Source organism: Microbacterium luticellae, assembly GCF_050408645.1.
Classification (GTDB): Bacteria; Actinomycetota; Actinomycetes; order Actinomycetales; family Microbacteriaceae; genus Microbacterium.
Genome location: NZ_JBNTKE010000001.1, coordinates 664080 through 682075 on the forward strand (window position 1 = coordinate 664080; position 17996 = coordinate 682075).

At 60.8% G+C, this 17996-nt stretch carries 14 protein-coding genes and 1 tRNA gene; 2 read left to right on the plus strand and 13 right to left on the minus strand.

What is annotated here, in order from left to right; all coding sequences use genetic code 11:
- Nucleotides 1-316 precede the first annotated feature (316 nt).
- Entirely contained in the window at nt 317-1129 is an 813-nt protein-coding gene (gene ku / locus ACQUSW_RS03270; RefSeq protein ID WP_428930820.1) for a non-homologous end joining protein Ku, read from the minus strand.
- 69 nt (nt 1130-1198) lie between these two features.
- On the opposite strand from ku, the gene ACQUSW_RS03275 reads away from it, so the two are divergent.
- Nucleotides 1199-3730 (plus strand): ATP-dependent DNA ligase, encoded by a 2532-nt coding sequence (locus ACQUSW_RS03275; protein ID WP_428930821.1) that lies wholly within the window; start codon nt 1199-1201, stop codon nt 3728-3730.
- Between the two features lie 81 nt (nt 3731-3811).
- On the opposite strand, the gene ACQUSW_RS03280 is transcribed toward ACQUSW_RS03275, so the two are convergent.
- From ACQUSW_RS03280 to ACQUSW_RS03330, 11 genes are all read right to left on the minus strand, one after another.
- The gene (locus tag ACQUSW_RS03280) at nt 3812-4954 is read right to left on the minus strand and encodes a fatty acid desaturase family protein (protein WP_428930822.1); all 1143 of its coding nucleotides are present in this window, start codon (nt 4952-4954) and stop codon (nt 3812-3814) included.
- A 59-nt stretch (nt 4955-5013) separates the two neighbouring features.
- Nucleotides 5014-5820 carry a siderophore-interacting protein gene (locus tag ACQUSW_RS03285; RefSeq protein ID WP_428930823.1) on the minus strand — a complete coding sequence of 269 codons (807 nt, stop codon included), beginning with the start codon at nt 5818-5820 and terminating at the stop codon, nt 5014-5016.
- Between the two features lie 121 nt (nt 5821-5941).
- A complete protein-coding gene (locus tag ACQUSW_RS03290; RefSeq protein WP_428930824.1) occupies nt 5942-6733 on the minus strand; it encodes a thermonuclease family protein in 792 nt (263 codons plus the stop codon).
- A gap of 614 nt (nt 6734-7347) precedes the next feature.
- Nucleotides 7348-7419 (minus strand) — tRNA-Gln (locus tag ACQUSW_RS03295).
- A gap of 116 nt (nt 7420-7535) precedes the next feature.
- On the minus strand, nt 7536-8042 hold the full coding sequence (locus ACQUSW_RS03300) for a lipocalin family protein (RefSeq protein WP_428930825.1): 507 nt from the start codon (nt 8040-8042) through the stop codon (nt 7536-7538).
- A 55-nt stretch (nt 8043-8097) separates the two neighbouring features.
- Nucleotides 8098-9597 carry a glutamate--tRNA ligase gene (gene gltX, locus ACQUSW_RS03305; RefSeq protein WP_428930826.1) on the minus strand — a complete coding sequence of 500 codons (1500 nt, stop codon included), beginning with the start codon at nt 9595-9597 and terminating at the stop codon, nt 8098-8100.
- Between the two features lie 13 nt (nt 9598-9610).
- Nucleotides 9611-10948 (minus strand): MFS transporter, encoded by a 1338-nt coding sequence (locus ACQUSW_RS03310; RefSeq protein WP_428930827.1) that lies wholly within the window; start codon nt 10946-10948, stop codon nt 9611-9613.
- Nucleotides 10945-11721, minus strand: coding sequence for a fumarylacetoacetate hydrolase family protein (locus ACQUSW_RS03315; protein WP_428930828.1), 777 nt, complete (start codon nt 11719-11721; stop codon nt 10945-10947). Before ACQUSW_RS03315 ends, ACQUSW_RS03310 begins: the two co-directional genes overlap by 4 nt.
- A 15-nt stretch (nt 11722-11736) precedes the next feature.
- The gene (locus ACQUSW_RS03320) at nt 11737-12828 is read right to left on the minus strand and encodes a branched-chain amino acid aminotransferase (RefSeq protein WP_428930829.1); all 1092 of its coding nucleotides are present in this window, start codon (nt 12826-12828) and stop codon (nt 11737-11739) included.
- Nucleotides 12829-12888: 60 nt separating this feature from the next.
- Complete coding sequence (locus tag ACQUSW_RS03325; protein WP_428930830.1) at nt 12889-13935, minus strand: 3-isopropylmalate dehydrogenase; 1047 nt, start codon at nt 13933-13935, stop codon at nt 12889-12891.
- 37 nt (nt 13936-13972) lie between these two features.
- The gene (locus ACQUSW_RS03330; protein ID WP_428930831.1) at nt 13973-15511 is read right to left on the minus strand and encodes an MFS transporter; all 1539 of its coding nucleotides are present in this window, start codon (nt 15509-15511) and stop codon (nt 13973-13975) included.
- 178 nt (nt 15512-15689) lie between these two features.
- Here ACQUSW_RS03330 and ACQUSW_RS03335 point away from each other — a divergent pair, with 178 nt between their 5' ends.
- A complete protein-coding gene (locus ACQUSW_RS03335) occupies nt 15690-16277 on the plus strand; it encodes a TetR/AcrR family transcriptional regulator (RefSeq protein ID WP_428930832.1) in 588 nt (195 codons plus the stop codon).
- Here the strand turns inward: ACQUSW_RS03335 and serA are convergent.
- A complete protein-coding gene (serA, locus tag ACQUSW_RS03340) occupies nt 16274-17881 on the minus strand; it encodes a phosphoglycerate dehydrogenase (RefSeq protein ID WP_428930833.1) in 1608 nt (535 codons plus the stop codon). The two genes, ACQUSW_RS03335 and serA, sit on opposite strands and share 4 nt — an antisense overlap.
- Between the last annotated feature and the right edge of the window lie 115 nt (nt 17882-17996).

A 17996-nucleotide genomic window follows, 5' to 3' on the forward strand; every position in this document is an offset into this window, starting at 1 on the left:
ATGTCTTCCCACTGAACCTAAGTGGAAACGACGATGTTGTAGCCGTTCTCTGCAATATCTTCGTTTGCGATCAACGCAGCGAAGTGCGCGACATTCTCGAGTTGCCGGGTTGCCGGGTTGCCAGGTTGCCAGGTTGCCAGGTTGCAGGGTTGCCGGGAACAGGAAAATTGCCGAATGGCGCATGATTTCGCGTCAAACATCCTGTTGTCGGCAATTTTCCTGTTTTCGGCAATTTTCCTGTTCTCAGCAAAAACTTTCCTATTCTCGGCAAAAATTCTCCTGTTCTCGGCAAAGCGGTAGCGAAAAGCACCGCGCGTCAGCGGCGCGACCCAGCAGCCCGCTTCTTGGTGGCGCGGCTGCGCTGCACACTCTGCTTGAGTGCCTCCATGAGGTCGATCACTTCGCCGCCCTCGTCTTCTGCTTCACCGAAAGTTGATTCTGTGTCGATAGCTCCCCCGGCGCTGCGTTTGGCGTCGATCAGCTTGCGCAGTTGTTCTTGGTATTCGTCGGTGAAGCGTTCGGGTTCGAAGTCGTCGGAGAAGCTTTTGACGAGCGCTGCCGACAACTGCATTTCTTTTGCTGTGATGCGCGTGGTCTGGTCGAGCACCGGGAAATCGGCAGTACGAACTTCGTCGGGCCATAAAAGAGTTTGGAGCACGAGCACTTTTCCACGCACGCGCAGTGCAGCCAGCCGTGTTTTTTGTCGCAACGCAAATTCAACGATGGCTGTGCGGTCGGTTTTCTCGAGCGTTTGACGCAGCAAAACATACGCTTTGGTTGTTTTTCCGGTGGGCTCAAGATAGTAGCTGCGGTCAAAAAGAAGCGGATCGATCTGGTCACTGGGCACAAACTCGGCAACCGATATTTCGCGGTCCCGCTCCTGCGGAATCGACGCCAGGTCGTCGCGGGTGAGCACGATCGTCTCGTCACCATCAACGAACGCTTTATCGATGTGCTCGTAAGGAGTAACACGCCCACACACTTCACAGCGACGCTCGTAATGAATACGGCCGCCGTCAGCGTCGTGCACCTGGTGCAAGGAAACATCGTGGTCTTCGGTGGCGCTGTAGAGCTTGACAGGCACGTTGACAAGCCCGAACGAGATCGCTCCGGTCCAAATAGCTCTCATGGTTACAGTACAACTCACCACGGTGTCAAAGGGCTACCGGTTGCGGGGCATCCGGACAATCATGTAGTGATGGCTAAGCAAGAGCAGAGCGTGCGGGCTGGTGGGCGCAGCATCCGGGTCTCGAACTTAGATAAGGTGCTTTACCCCCAGACCGGTACGACCAAAGCAGACGTTATCGGCTACTACAGCGCTATCGCGCCGACCATGCTGCCGCACTGTCGTGATCGTGCGGCGACGCGCAAACGGTGGCCCAATGGTGTGGGCGACGAAGGGCAGGGGTCGTTCTTTTTTCAGAAAGACATTGGCGACTCGGCTCCCGAATGGGTCTCGACCGCCGAAATTGAGCATAAAGATCACGTCAACACTTATCCGCTCGTCAATGATGAGGCAACCCTCGTGTGGCTTGCGCAGTTAGCGGCGCTAGAGATTCACGTGCCGCAGTGGAGGTTCGACGACGCCGGTCGTCCGCAGCATCCGGATCGCCTGGTTTTCGATCTTGATCCCGGCGAGGGCGTGACGCTGCGTGACTGTGCTCAGGTTGCGTTTATGGTGCGTGACATTCTGGCGGATATGGGGTTGACGACCGTGCCGGTCACCAGTGGTAGTAAGGGAATCCATTTGTATGCGGCGCTCGACGGCACGCAGTCGTCGCAGCAGTCGTCGGCCGTGGCACATGAATTGGCGCGGGCGTTAGAGGCAGACCACCCCGATCTTGTGACGAGCTCGATGAAGCGCGACGTGCGCGGCGGGCGCGTATTTATTGACTGGAGCCAAAACAACGCCGCAAAAACAACCGTCGCACCGTATTCGCTCCGTGGCCGTGCGACCCCGACAGTGGCAACGCCGCGCACTTGGCGCGAACTGGCCTCGCCGCATGTGCGCCACCTGGAATTTCATGAGGTGCTTGATCGTGTTGCGCGCCGCGGCGACCCACTCACCGAGCTTTATCACGACAAAAATGCTCCGGATGCTGCCGACCGGCTGAGCACCTACCGGTCAAAGCGTCGTGCCGACCGCACGCCTGAGCCTGTTCCGCAACCGGGTGCCCGCGACGATGATGCGGAGGACGACCCAGCGCGTGCACCCATCTTCGTGATCCAGCGGCACGATGCACGCCGCCTGCACTGGGACTTTCGGCTCGAGCATGAGGGTGTGCTCGTGAGTTGGGCGCTTCCCAAGGGCGTACCTACCGACACGAAAGTGAATCATCTAGCTGTACCGACCGAAGATCACCCCATGTCATACCGCCATTTTGAGGGCAGTATTCCGAAAGGAGAATATGGCGGCGGTGAGGTTCGCATCTGGGATTCCGGCACGTACAAGCTCGAGAAGTGGCGTGACGATGAGGTTATCGCCACGCTCACCGGGCAACCCGATGGGGGCCTGGGAGGCACGCGCCGTTTCGCGCTGTTTCGCGCAGGTGAACAGAACGGCAAGCCGCGGTGGATGATCCATCTCATGGCTGAGCAGCAGCCAGCGCACGGCAAGCAACCGCAAGCGAATGCGCAAATGCCGGATACCACCCACTCAGCACCGCCCCGCCCCCGCAGCGTTTCTGCACCCTTCACACCGATGCTCACCGTGCGCGCTCCCCTTTCTCGCCTTCACCATCTTGATGCTGACGAGTGGGCGTTCGAGATGAAGTGGGATGGCATTCGTGCGATCGTTTCTCTCGACGGCGAACGGTGCACGGTGCGCACACGGTCGGGTGCTGATGTTACCGACACCTATCCGGAGCTCGCCGCGGTTCCTTCGGTCGTCGCTGCTGATCAGGCGGTGCTCGACGGCGAAATTGTGGCGCTCGACGCCGGTGGTGCACCCAGTTTTAGTCGTCTGCAGCATCGCTTTGGTGTTACCGACCGGGCCGCCATTGACGGTGCGCGGCAGGCGGCGCCCGTATCTTTTTTGGCGTTCGATGTGCTGAGCATTAACGGACGCGACTGCCGTGCGCTCTCCTATACGCAGCGCCGCGAACTACTCGCGCAACTGATCGAGCCGCGACGAGGTGTGCCGGTGGCTGTTCCGGATGCCGCAGAAGGTTCGGCCACAGACGCCATAGAGACGAGCAGAGAACTGCGGCTGGAGGGCGTTGTGGCAAAGCGCCGCGCAAGCACGTACCTGTCGGGCGAGCGTTCGGCCGAGTGGTTAAAGTTTCCGCTCATCAACACCGACGAGGTCGTTATCGCCGGATGGCGCGATAGTGAGGCAGACCCGCGCGGTTTCGCCTCACTGCTGTTGGCGCAGTGGGTAGACGGCGCGTGGTGCTACCGGGGTCGGGTAGGGACGGGGTTTAGCGCGGACGAGCGCCGCACCCTGCGTACGCGTCTGGAGTCGTTGCATCCGGATGCCGCACACAGCACTGCGCCGGATGCTGCGCTGCATGGCGTACCGGCCGATATTCGCCGTGACGCCCATTGGGTGCGCCTCGAACTGATTGGGGAGGTGACGTCGAAGGGTTTAACTGACGGTGGCCATTTTCGACAGCCGGTGTGGCGCGGCCTGCGCCCCGATAAAACGCTCGACGATATGGTGCGCGGGCCAAATATGGTGCGCGGGCCGAAAAAGTTACCGAAAGATGCACAATTGCCGAAAGACGCATGATTCACATGAAAACGTGCGCCTTTCGGCAATTATCCTGTCTTCGGCAACCCCACTCGACTGAGGCTAGCTCGCCGACGCAGACTACCCGCGGCGGTACTCCGAAACCATGGGGCAGTCGAAGGGGTCGCGCGCCGCAAGCCCTACCCGGTTGAGGTAGTTGATGACGATGGCGTACGACTTCCACAGCGAAGTTTCGGTGTACGGGATGTCGTGTGCTGCACAGTAGTCGCGGACGATCTCGCGTGTCTTTGCCAGGTGGGGGCGCGCCATGCTTGGAAAGAGGTGGTGCTCGATCTGGTAGTTCAGGCCACCCATGAGGATTGTGGCCCACCAGCCGCCACGAATATTGCGTGAGGTGCGCACCTGTTTGGTAAAGAAATCAAGGCGCGCTTCAGGCGCGATAACCGGCATTCCTTTGTGGTTGGGGGCGAATGATGCACCCATGTAAACACCAAAGACCGCGAGCATGACGCCGGTAAAAGCGAATGCCATTCCGAGAGGAAGCAGAAGGAAAATGGGCGTGAATACGAGCGCAAAACGCAGCGTAATCATGCCGATTTCTGTCCAGCGAGCCTTGACGGGTTCGCGCCGAACAAGGTAGCGGAAACTGTGGGCGTGCAGGTTGAGACCTTCGAGCGTGAGCAGCGGAAAAAACAGCCAACCCTGTTTGCGGGTAATGAGTCTCCGGATGCCACGGGCCTGAGCTGCGTCTTCGTCAAGAAACGAGATCGTGTCAACCTCAATATCGGGGTCTTTGTTGACCCGGTTGGGGTTGGCGTGGTGGCGGCTGTGTTTGGAGTCCCACCAGGAGTAGCTGATGCCGACTACTGCGGCCGCGAGAATGCGTGCGAGGCGGTCGTTGTTCGGCCCGCCGGAAAGAATTTGGCGGTGACCCGCCTCGTGCGCGAGAAACGCTACCTGTGTGAAAAGAATGCCGAGGGCTGCTGCGATCAGCAGTTGATACCAACTGTGACCGAACAGGATGAACCCGGTTATTGCTCCCCCAAAGCCAAGAGCGAGGGCGAGGCCGGTGCCGAGGTAGAACAGCGGCGTGCGCCGCAGCAACCCTGTTTCTTGCACAACCTGTGACAGTTGCACGAATGCTCGCCCCACCGAGGGAAAGTCTTCTTTTCGAGCGTACGTTTGGCGGATGGGTCCGAGCGTGCTGACTGTGTCAGCAGTAAGAGTTGAGATAGACGCGTCTTTTCTGTGGCTGGCCGTCATTGGCCTGGGTGAAACATTCTCGGCGGTTGCCTCGTGTTTCTTTCACGGTACGGCAGTGCCTATGCCTCATCGTGTATATGTATCTTTCCCGATTCCGTCTGCTCGTTTTCTGTGGCGAGTGAGCGATGTTTACCGAAGGCTCGTCCGTAATACCAGTACGCCTGTAGATGCCTGTGGCTCCGAGAGAATCCGCCCTGGTCACGTAGCTTTTTACGCACATGCTTGAGGCTGCCCGATTCGGGTGTCGCCCACACATACCAGCCGGTCCAGTCACGATTCTCTATGACCCCGGCAAGTGAAGCTTCGCCGTCGCGTGCCACCCAGTGCGTCTGCAACTGCGGGTGATCGGCCAGGGGAAGCATCCGGTCGTTACTGCTGTGCTGTTCCAGATACAACCGGATGGGCGTCTGCGCAGGCACGGCGGCAATAATGGCGTTGATCGCCGGGGTTGCTGCGGCATCGCCGATGAGTAGGTAGCCGCGGGGTTCATCGACGGGCGGTGCGAAGTGTGTCGACCCGAATGGCGTGACCTGCACATTCATTCCGGGTTTCGCTCGGCGCGCCCAGGCTGACGCAGGCCCTTCGGGCGTGTGCAGCAGCATGTCAATCGCAAAGTTGCCGGTGGCTGCGTCAACATGAGAGACGGTGTATCCGCGTTGATACTCGTGATCGGGATTGGCCTGGTCAGGAAACCAGAACCGTAAGAAGGCCGCCGGTGCGACGGCTGCCGATTCCAACAGGGTCGGTGAATGCAGGTGTACGCGGACAAAGTGCGGGGCGAGCATTTCGGTGCGGGTGACCGTCGCGTTATGATCACGCGCTCCATAGGCACGCATAATGACCCCGACCATTCCTCGTTTCGCCATTTCTACCGCCTTCTGTCGCTCGTGGAACATCCACAAAAAACACGTAGCTAAGGTTAGGCTAACCATATTTTTGCGCTCCGGCAATCGGCTGGCGGCATCCTTCAGACAGACATCACGCTACTTACTCACAGGCGAGCCCGTCGAAGTCTCCGTCGCCACGAAACCCAGTACCGTATTGAAACCAGTCGTAAATGTCGGCTTCGGCTGGATCATCACGGTTGAACGGGCCTGTCGGATCACCCACGGTGTTACGTTTGAGCGCCGCGCACGAGGGATATTTCATGTACCACGGTTCGGTATACGCAGTCGCTACCGGTGTCGGTGTCGGTGTCGGGCTTGCTGTTGCCGAGGCAGCGGGCGTGGGTGTTGCTGAGACAGCCAGGGCACACTCGGCGGTGACCACCCGGCCGCTCGAGTCGAGTCTGGCCTTCTCTACGGCTCGATACTCTTCTTGCTTCGGATGCCGCGGATAGCCGTCGAGCGAGTCATACCGCGCGACCGCATTACCCGCCTCCAGCTGCATGAGACCAATGTCGGTGCCATCGTGTGCGGCGACGTAGCGCAGCATCCGGTCGTAACGGTCGCGATCATTCTGACCCTCCGGATGCTCCAAAACCACCGGATCGCCCACGGCAATAAGCGCACGAATCGCATCGGTAGCCGCCCGATAACCACACTCGCCACGTTCGGGTGCATCGATCCCAATGATTCTTACGATGCCGTCACTCGTAACAATGGTGTCGCCATCGGTGACCGAAATCAGTGTCGCATCCGGGGACGAAGAAGGTGTCGGAGACGGCGTCGTTCGTGATGTATCGTGCGCGACCTGCGTCGCCGTCGGTGGCCGGGGCGCCTCGATAGGTTCGGGAAGACACGACGCCAGCATCATTGCCGCGGCCGCAAGCACAACCACCGACAAGCTTCTCCCCCACGCCCTGCGGTGTTGTTGCATATCTGCCCCTGTCATTCCTCTCATGACTATGCCAGGTATCCGGCGTTTGTGGACACCGAAGGTGGCTGCACTGCGCGGCACGGCTGTACCCGCATCAGCAGCGGGTTCCCGTGTTGCCTTTGGCGCGGCCGGTCACTGTGTTCTCTTTGGCACAGCCGGTCACTGCGCCACCTCTGGCGCCGCCGGTCACAACATGCCGTATCGATACACCCGGATGCGGCGTGTTGTGCCCGGTGGCGCAGGGCCAGTGCGTGCGCCCCACCGCGACCGGACACGACATGCCGCGAAACATCAAGTGGCAACGGCGTGTTGTGCCCGGTGGCGCAGGGCCAGTGCGTGCGCCCCACCGCGACCGGACACGACATGCCGCGAAACATCAAGTGGCAACGGCGTGTTGTGCCCGGTGGCGCAGGGCCAGTGCGTGCACCCCATCGCCACCGGACGCGACATGCCGCGAAGCATCAAGTGGCAACGGCGTGTTGCGTCCGGTCGCGGAAGAGAAGAAGAAAAGAGACAGCACGCTGAACCCGAGTAGAAACAAGAAAACCCCCGGTCAACCGGGGGTTTCAATCTTGCTGGGGTACCTGGACTCGAACCAAGAACAACTGAACCAGAATCAGCCGTGTTGCCAATTACACCATACCCCATGGGCATCAGCCGCAGCCGTGCACCGAGAGACAAGCTTAGCCGACATCAGTGCGTGAGCAAAACCGACGCGGGCTCCCGCGCGCGCCGCTTCGTGCCGCCGTGGAATACGGTGCGCCTACGCTATTTCGACGGTGCTTCCTGACTGTTCGGGTCGAATCCAGTGGTCGAGGTTGTATCCCTGCATCCGGGCTGTCGAAAGAAATGACTGTTCGAGCTCCGCAGGCATAGATGGCTCGCGACTCAGCAACCACAGGTGCTTGTTATCAGGGGTGCCGACGAGCGCGTGCTGATAGTTGCTGTCAATGCGCAGCACCCAATAGTCGGCTTCGGTAAAGGGAATCCACTGTAGCGCTGCCGGCAAGAACGTTACACGCAGTCGCCCCGCATGATCAGGGTCGGCTTCTGCCTTACCCTCTGCTTGCACAGCATCTCCGGATGCATCGATGCAACGATTATCTACTCGCACGGTGCCGTCGTCGTTGAGCGAATAGTGTGCCGTCACGTCGCGTGCTCCGTCGTCTTCAAAGCGCAGCGGTAGTCGACCAATCTCGAACCACAGGCCGAGATAGCGGGCAAGATCAAATTCGGTGACCGACTGCACCGCGTTGCGTGATGAACTCATGACAGACCTCCACTGGTTCCGAGAGGTCCACACTACTCGCGGTCCGCGGCTGCGGCTATACCTGCAACCCGCGCAACCGGCGCAGCGATTCGTCTTTACCGAGCAGTTCCATCGACTCGAACAGGGGTGGCGAAACACGACGGCCCGTAATGGCCACGCGCGGTGGACCAAAGGCGATACGTGGTTTCAGGCCCATGTCGTCAATGAGTGCGCTCGACAGCGCCTGCTTGATGCCTTCGGCTGTGAATGCGTCGGCAGCGAGCGGTTCGAGTGCGGCAACCGAGGCAGCAAGTACGTCGGCCGTGTTGTCGGGCAACACCTTCAGCGCATCAGCATCCGGTGTGATGTCGTCGGCAAACAGAAAGCTCACGAGTCCTGGAGCATCACTCAAAACAGGAAGGCGCTCCTGGATGAGCGGGGCAACCGCCGTAATCAGCTGCTGCTCACGCTCGGTAACCTGCTCCCCCACGACACCGGCGGCCTGCAGGTACGGAGTAATGCGGGCAGCGAAATCGCTGGGCTCCAGCATCCGGATGTGGTCGCCGTTAATCGACTCCGCTTTTTTCTGGTCAAAACGAGCCGGGTTCGGGTTGACGTCTTCAATGCGAAACGCCTCAACCAGCTCGTCGCGCGAAAACACGTCGCGGTCGGCCGCAATCGACCAGCCCAGAAGAGCCAAATAGTTGAGCAGCCCCTCGGGAATCATGCCCTTCTCACGCTGCAAGAACAAGTCGGCCCGCGGGTCACGCTTCGACAGTTTCCTATTGCCATCGCCCAGCACGAGCGGCATGTGCCCGAAGCGGGGAATAAACGTGGTCACACCCGCGCCGATCAGCGCCGCATACAGAGCCAGCTGGCGTGCCGTCGACGGCATGAGGTCTTCACCGCGCAGCACATGCGTCACACCCATAAGTGCATCGTCGACAGGGTTCACAAATGTGTAGAGAGGAATGCCGTTGGGGCGCACCACAACAAAGTCGGGAAAAGACCCGGCCGGAAAAGTCACTTCGCCACGAATGAGGTCAACATAGGTGACGTCTTCGTCGGGCACCCGCAACCGCAGCGCAGGCTTGCGACCCTCGGCTCGGAATGCTGCCTTCTGGTCGTCGGTCAGATCACGATCGTAATTGTCGTAACCCAGCTGCTTCGCGCGACCATTGGCTTCGTTACGAGCATCGATCTCTTCGGCCGTCGAATAGCTCTCGTACAGCGCCCCGGTAGCCATGAGCTTGTCGATCACTTCACGGTAAATATCGTGCCGCTGCGACTGCCGGTACGGCGCGTGCGGGCCGCCCACCTCAACACCTTCGTCCCAGTCAATCTCGAGCCACCGCAGCGCATCGAGCAGTTGCTCGTAGCTTTCTTCGCTGTCGCGCGCGGCATCGGTGTCTTCAATACGAAACACCATCTTGCCGCCGTGGTGGCGGGCATAAGCCCAGTTGAACAGCGCGGTGCGAATGAGACCAACGTGCGGGGTTCCTGTGGGCGAGGGGCAAAAACGCACCCTGACGTCAGAACCGGTTGCCGTTGTCGTACGAGGATCAGGAGTAGCCATAGCGTCTACGAGTCTAGTCGGCTATGCGGCGCTCATCAGCTACGCGTGCCCGTGCCCGTGCGGCTACCGGAGCGAGCACCACGATCACGGCAACCACGGCGAGCGCAATCGCACTAAGGCCTGCGTAACCCCAGCCGGTGAGCACAATGCCTGCTCCTGCTGCTCCGAGTGCGGCGGTCAGGCTCATGAGTGAGTCGCTGATGCCCTGCCGTCGGGGCCGTTGGTGCACGGTCGATGATTCGGTGAGCAGTGCTGCTCCGGCAACGGTCGCGGCGCTCCAGCCGAGGCCCAGCAAGATGAGGGCGGCCATGACTCCCGCCGGATGCTGCCCGCCAACGATCGCGCACAGTAGTGAGGCGGTGAGCACGGCTTGCCCGAGCATGACGACCCGGATGCGTCCCCAGCGGTCGGCGAGCATGCCGAATAGTGGCGAGAGTCCATACATTCCGGCGACGTGGAGTCCGATGGTCACGCCGACGAGGGTTGTGACGTCGCTGGATGTTGCGTGGTTGGTGGTGTCGGCGGCCATGTGGGCGAGGTGGATGGGTGTCATGGCCATGACGGAGGCCATGACTGCGTGTGATCCTGCGACGGCGACGATGGCGTAGCGGGCGGCGGCGGGTCGGTCGGTGCCTTCCACGATGGCGGCGCCGGCTGTGGTGCTAGTTTTCGTACTGTGCGCTTCGGGTTGGCTGGCGAGGCGTAGAGCGGTGAGCAGTGGGTCGGGTCGCAGGGCGATGAGGTAGAGCGTGAGGGCGAGTGATTGCGCGACGAGCGAGAACAGGTACGAGCCCGTGTATTCGGGCATGCCGATGAGTCTGCCGAGGTTTTCACCGGGTGTCAGCAAAAAAGGTCCGGCTACTCCCCCGACCGTTGTTGACCAGACGACGATCGAGAGGTCGCGCCCGCGGTGTTCGGGTGCGGCGAGGTCGGTGGCGGCGAAGCGTGATTGCAGGTTGCCGGCATTGCCCATGCCGATGAGGATGATGCCGATGAGTAATGTGGCAAAGCTCGACACCGAGGCCGCGGTAATGACGATGCCGACGCCAATGAGCGCGAGTAGGTTTCCGAGCGTGAGGGATCGACGGCGGCCGTAGCGGGCGGCGAAGCGGGCCAGTGGTATGGCGCACAGGGCTGCGCCGAGGGTGACGGATGCTGTTGCTAGGCCCGACAGTGCATCATCGCCGGATATTTTTGCGGCCAGCAGTGCTCCGAGCGAGACGGTCGATCCGAAGGCTATACCGCCGAGCACCTGCCCGAGGGCGAGGATGCGCACGGTGCGTCGCTGGATCACAGCAACCGCGGCTGTATCTGCTGCTCCTGGAGCATCGGAGGTTTGCGTCGTGGTCATGGCGACGGCAGCGCGTCACGCACGGGGTTTCGCAGTGTGCCGATGCCGTCGATCTCGACTTCGATCACATCTCCCGCAACGAAGCCGCCGACGCCCGCGGGGGTGCCCGTCATGATGACGTCGCCGGGTAGCAGTGTGAATACGGCCGAGGCGTAGGCGATGATGTCGGCGACGGAGTGGATCATGTCGGTGAGGGGTGCGTCTTGCGTGACGGTGTCGTTGAGGCGTGTGCGTAAGCGTGCGGTGGCGAGGTCGAACTCGGTTTCGATCACGGGCCCGAGGGGGCAAAACGTGTCGAAGCCTTTGGCTCTTGTCCACTGGCCGTCGCTGCGCTGCAGGTCGCGCGCTGTGATGTCGTTTCCGATCGTGTAGCCGAACACATAATCGAGGGCGTTGTCGGCGGCCACGTTTTTGGCGATCCGACCGATCACGACGGCCAGTTCGCCTTCGTACTCGGTGCGTTCCGAGAGGGTTGGTCGCACGATGGTGTCGCCGGGGCCGATGACTGCCGTGTTGGGTTTGATAAACAGCAGTGGTTCGGCGGGTGCTTCGCCGCCCATTTCACGGGCATGGTCGTGGTAGTTCTTTCCGACGCACACCACTTTTGACCGCGGAATCACGGGCGCGAGAAGCGCTGCGTCGGCCAGTGGCACGCGGGTGCCGGTGGTTTCGAACCCTGCAAACATGGGGTCTGCGGCCAAGACGACGAGGTCGTTGTCGTCGACGATGCCGTAGTGAATACCATCGTCGTGGTTGAAACGTGCGATTTTCACGTGATCAGCCTCGTTCTACGCGTCGAGTCGGTATAGCCAGCCGTGCCGGTCGTCACCGCGGCCGTATTGAATATCGGTCAGCTCTTGGCGCAGCGACAGCGCGAGTTCGCCGGTGGGTTGCTGCAGCTCGAAACCTTCGCCCTTCAGCACACCAATGGGGGTCACGACGGCTGCCGTTCCGCACGCAAACACTTCGACGATGTCTCCGGATGCCACACCCGAGCGCCATTCGTCGAGCGAGACGTGGCGTCGCTCAACCGTGTAGCCACGGTCGGCGGCTAGTTGCAGCAGCGAGTTGCGGGTGATGCCGTCGAGAATGCTGTCGGATTCGGGGGTGACGATGCGGCCGTCTTTGTAGACGAAGACAACGTTCATGCCGCCGAGTTCTTCGATGTTGCGGTCGGCGTCAAGAAATACCACCTGGTCGCAGCCCTGTGCCGCGGCTTCTGCCTGTGGCAGCAGGCTGGAGGCATAGTTGCCACCTGTTTTTGCTGTTCCGGTGCCTCCTCGCCCGGCACGCGCATATTTTTCTGACAACCAGATGCTGACCGGTTTTACTCCGCCACTAAAGTAGGCGCCTGCGGGTGAGGCAATCAGGTAGTACGCCACTTTGTGTGCGGGGCGCACCCCGAGGAATGCTTCTTTAGCGAACATGAAGGGCCGCAGGTACAGGCTCTGGTCATCGCCCGAGGGCACCCACGCTCCGTCGACGGCAATCAGTTCGCGCAGCGACTGCAGAAAGTATTCGACGGGCAGTTCGGGCAGTGCCAGGCGCCGGGCACTGTGCTGAAAGCGTAGTGCGTTTTGTTCGGGCCGGAAGGTGTAGATCGAGCCATCGGCATGCCGGTAGGCCTTAATGCCCTCAAAAATCTCTTGGCCATAGTGCAGCACGGCGGCGGCGGGGTCGAGCGAAATCGGGCCGTAGGGTTGCACGCGAGGCCGGTGCCAGCCGCCCTTCTGCGACCAGCAAATGTCGACCATATGATCGGTAAAGTGCGTGCCGAATCCGGGGTTGTGCAAGATTTCTTCGCGCTGCTGTGGTGGTGTAGCGACCAGATTTTTTGTGACGGCAAAGTCGAGCGGTGCCGGGGCCTCGGTGGTGGTCATGTGGTGTTCCGTTTCTTCGTGCGCGGCGGTGCGCGCTCTCAGCCTACGCCTGCTGCGTCGTTATAGTCGGGCGGCGATAGCCGAACCAATTTCGGTTGTTGTTCGTGGTGCTGTGCCACGCTCGGCAATATCGGCTTCTACGGCCGTGGCTACCGCTGTTGCGGCATCGTGCAAACCGAGGTGGTCAAGCAGTAACGAGATCGACAGGATTGCTGCGGTCGGGTCGGCCTTGTGTTGTCCTGCGATGTCGGGAGCTGATCCGTGTACGGGCTCAAACATCGAGGGAAAGGCGCCTGTGGGGTTGATGTTGCCCGATGCGGCTAGTCCGATCCCGCCGGTTACTGCTCCGGCCAGGTCGGTAAGAATGTCGCCAAAAAGGTTGTCGGTGACGATGACGTCAAAGCGTGACGGGTTTGTGACCAAGAAGATCGTCGCCGCGTCGACGTGCAAATAGTCTACGGCGACTTCCGGATGCTCCGCAGCTACCTCGTCGACGATGCGTTTCCACATGCCCCCGGCATGCACGAGCACGTTGGTCTTGTGCACGAGAGTCAGTTTCTTATTGCGGCGTTCTGCTAGTTCGAAGGCGTAGCGCACGACGCGTTCGACTCCGAAGGCGGTGTTGACCGAGGTCTCGTTGGCGATTTCGTTGGCTGTGCCACGGCGTATCGCGCCGCCGTTGCCCACGTACGGCCCTTCTGTGCCTTCACGAACCACGACGAAGTCGATATCGCCGGGTTCGCGCAGGGGTCCAGGGGCTCCGCTGTAGAGCTTCGATGGCCGCAGGTTCACGTAGTGGTCGAGTTCGAAGCGCAGGCGTAGCAGCAGGCCGCGTTCGATGTTGGCGTTGTGTAGACGTGGGTCGCCGGGTTGGCCGCCCACGGCACCCAGGAGGATCGCGTCGTGGGTTTTAATGGCGGCCAGGTCGTCGTTGGTGAGGGTGTCGCCGGTTTCGAGGTAGCGCCCGGCTCCGAGTGAAAAGTGGGTGCGTTCAAATGCCGTGCCGGTGCCGGCGGTCGCCGCCTCGAGCACTTTCTCTGCCTCGGCAATAACTTCGGGGCCAATGCCATCACCAGGAATAACGGCCAGCTTCACCACACGCGACATGGTTCTCCTTGCTCAGATCAACAAGCGCTGCACCCTGTTACGACGTGGGCGTGCGCTCTTTCAGCGTAGCGGCAGCAACCACACCCGCCAGCACAACCAGCCCTGCACCAATGAATGATGTGACCATAACGCCCGATTCAAAGGCGCCGGTTGCCGCCGCCCACACCTGATCGGCCAGCGGTTGTGGCAGGCCATGCACAACGGTGTAAGCGCCGGCGAGTGTTTCGCGTGCTGCTGCCGCAGCATCCGGAGACAATTCGGTGGGCAACACGAGAGCGCTCCGATAAAACGCGGTGATGATTCCACCGAGCACCGTTGTTCCCAACACTGCGCCCACCTCGTAGGCCGTCTCAGAAACAGCGCTGGCAGCGCCTGCTTTGTTAGCGGGTGCCGTGCTCAAAATGAGCTCATTCGACACCGTTTCGGCCGCACCGATTCCGATACCGAGGGCTACGAACGCCACGATCAGCGCCACAAGCGCCGATGTCTGTGTGCTGACAGCAACGATCACGTATCCGAGCACCGACAAAATCAGTGACACGGGAATCAGAATGTGCGGTGACACACGGCGCGAAATGGGCACGATCGCAAGGCCCGCAATAATCATCGCGACCATGCCCGGCACGAGCGCCAGCCCCGCCACCATGGGCGAGAGCCCCAATACCAGCTGCAAATGCTGCGACACGTAATACAAGAACCCGACCAGCGCCACAACGCTCAGCAGATTAACCAGGATGGCTCCCGAGAACGCGCCGCGGCGAAAAAGCTCCATATCGAGCATGGGGTCGGTAATGCGTCGCTGACGGCGCACAAACAGCACGCCCATCACCACTCCGCCCACTGCCCACAGTGCAGCCATCATGGTGGGTCCGTCCACCGCGATCGACTTAATCGCGTAGACGACGGGGATCATGGCCAGCATCGACAACAGAATGCTCGGCGTATCGATGCGCCCCGGGTTCGGGTCACGGCTTTCAGGCACAAGCATGGGAGCAAAGATCAGCAGCGGCACCAGCACCGGCACCGACATCAAAAACACCGAGCCCCACCAAAAGTGCTCCAGCAAGAACCCACCCACGATGGGGCCGAGTGCGGCTCCGGCAGAAAAACCGGCCGCCCACACCGCAATCGCCATGCGCCTCTGGTCGCGGTTGGTAAAGATAGAGCGCAGCAGCGACATGGTCGAGGGCATGAGCATGGCACCAAAAAAGCCGAGCAGAGCGCGAGCGGCAATCAGCAGCAGGGCTGTTGAGGCGAAGGCTGCAAGTGCTGATACCGCGGCGAAGCCTGTGGCGCCTATCAGCAGCATCCGGCGTCGTCCAAAGCGGTCACCCAGCGTGCCCATGGTGACTAAAAGCCCGGCAAGCACGAGCGGGTAGACGTCGATGATCCAGAGTTGCTCGGCACCCGTGGGATCAAGGGCGAGCGAGATTTCGGGCAGCGCAAAGCTCAACACCGTGTTGTCGATCGACACCAGAAGCACGGGCAGCATGAGTACCGCGAGCGCGAACCAGGCTTTGGCTCCGGCGCGTGGTGCGTCTGTTTCAAGAATGGGAATAGCCCCGGTGCGGGCCATAGCTGTGTCTCCTGTGGTGCGGGGCGGTGTATGCGTGTTCGAAAGACATCGATGGGCACACACAAAATACCCAGTAACTAAACCGTCTGGTTGGTATAGTAACAGGAAGATAGCTGAGCGCACGCTGAGCACAGCTTCGCTAGAATCCGGATGCCTCTCCTACCCCGAACGGAGCACTATGGCACGCCCACCCCACGCACGAGAACGCGTCCTCGACGCCTACGAGGTCATCCTCATCGACGAGGGCGAAAGAGCAGCCACCCTCGACGCCACGGCTCGAGCAGCCGATGTCTCTAAAGGCGGCCTGCTCTACCACTTTGCCTCAAAAGACGACCTCGTCGCAGGGCTCATTCAGCGTCTTGACGACCAGCTAGAAGCCGACGTCACGGCCATGAACACAGCACCCGAAGGCGTCGTTGCTTATTACCTGCGCACCTCGGTCATCAACGACAATCCGCTCGAACACCCGCTCGACCGCTGCTTCATCGCTGTGACGCGCCTGGCACAGGGCGGAGACGAAAGCGCCGCTGAAGCACTGCGGCGAGTGCGCGCACGCTGGGCCGATACCATTCGCCCGCATGTGCGCGACGAAGCAGCCCTCGCCCTCGTCATGCTCGTGAGCGACGGTCTGTACTTTAACAACGCGCTCGACGCCGGAAACCTGGGCGGCCCCGTGCCCCGCGGGCATGAACTCGACGCGCTCATCGCACTCGTGCAAACAAGCAGCGCGCCCTCAGAGGCTACAGGCTCAGCCGCTGCCGTTTAGACCTCGGTGATCTGAATCCGCGCAAAGAGGTCGCCATCGAGCGCCTCACGCACCTGCTCGAGCAGGTCGTCGCTCGCCGGCGAATCCAACGTCAAGATGCTCAGCGCCTTACCGCCTTCGCCCTGGCGTGCAATCTGCATACCAGCAATGTTGATGCCTGCTTCACCAAACTTCTGGCCGTACACCGCCACAATGCCGGGGCGGTCGTCGTAGACCATCACAACGTGGTGCGTCTCGAGCGGCAACTCCAGCGCATACTCGTTGATGCCCACGAGCTTCTCGATCTGCTTCGGCCCGGTCAACGTGCCCGACACCGATAGCTGCGTGCCATCCGATAGTGCACCGCGCAGCGTAATAACGTTGCGGTACTCTTCGCTCACGTCGTCTTTCAGCAGGCGCACGGCAACACCGCGCTGCTCCGCCAAGAGCGGCGCATTCACATACGACACCGTCTGGCTCACGATCGCGCTAAAAACGCCCTTAAGAGCCGCGAGCTTCAATACGCTTACGTCGTAGTCATTGAGCTCGCCGTGCACCTCAACGTCAAGGCTGGTAAGCGGCGCTTTCGACAGGGCTGAGAACACCTGCCCAAGCTTTTCAACAAGAGCAATACCCGGGCGTACATAAGGATCGATAATGCCGCCGGCCACGTTCACAGCATCCGGAACAAGATCGCCACCCAGCGCCAAACGCACCGAGCGGGCCACCGAGACCCCGGCTTTCTCTTGCGCCTCAGCAGTACTGGCGCCCAGGTGCGGGGTCACAATAACGTTGGGCAGCGCGGGCAATGGCGAATCGTGCGGGGGCTCAGAAGAGAACACGTCAAGACCAGCACCGGCAATTTCACCTGCCTGCAGAGCCTCATACAGCGCCTGCTCGTCAATAAGACCACCACGGGCAACGTTGACGACATATGCGCTCTTCTTCATAGCCTTCAACTGTGCCGCACCAATCATGCCCGTAGTTTCTGGGGTCTTCGGCATGTGAATCGTGAGGAAGTCGGCCTCGGCCACCAGCTCTTCGAGCGACACCAGCTGTACACCAAGCTGCTGCGCCCGCGCACTGGTGACATAGGGGTCGTACGCCACAATACGAACATCGAAACCGGCAAGACGCGCAGCAACGAGCGCACCAATACGCCCAAGGCCCACAATGCCCACGGTTTTTTCAAACAGCTCGGTGCCGGTAAAGCTGCTGCGCTTCCACTCCCCCGCAGAAAGCGAAGCATTCGCCTGTGGAATATGACGTGCCAGGCTCACAATGTGACCCACGGTCAGTTCGGCAGCAGAAATAATGTTCGAGGTCGGTGCATTGACCACCATGACACCGCGGCGCGTTGCAGCGGCAATATCGACGTTATCGAGCCCCACACCGGCACGAGCAACAACCTTCAACTGAGCAGCATGCCCCAGCGCTTCGTCGTCCATACGAGTCGCCGAACGAATAAGCACGGCATGCGCTTCGGCCAGGGCCGCAAACAGCGCTTCTCTATCGGTGCCATCAACATGACGCACATCAAAGTCAGGACCAAGTGCTTCGATGGTGGCGGGCGAAAGTTCTTCGGCAATCAGAACAACGGGCTTCGGCGCAGGGGTTGCGGGCACAATGATTCCTTCGGGGCGACGCGATAGGGCAGGTGAGACCGAGAGGGCCGATGCGCCGCACACCGTCGGGGCGCGATCACTGCCACTCTAGCGGAGGCTTCAGGGCGCAACGACG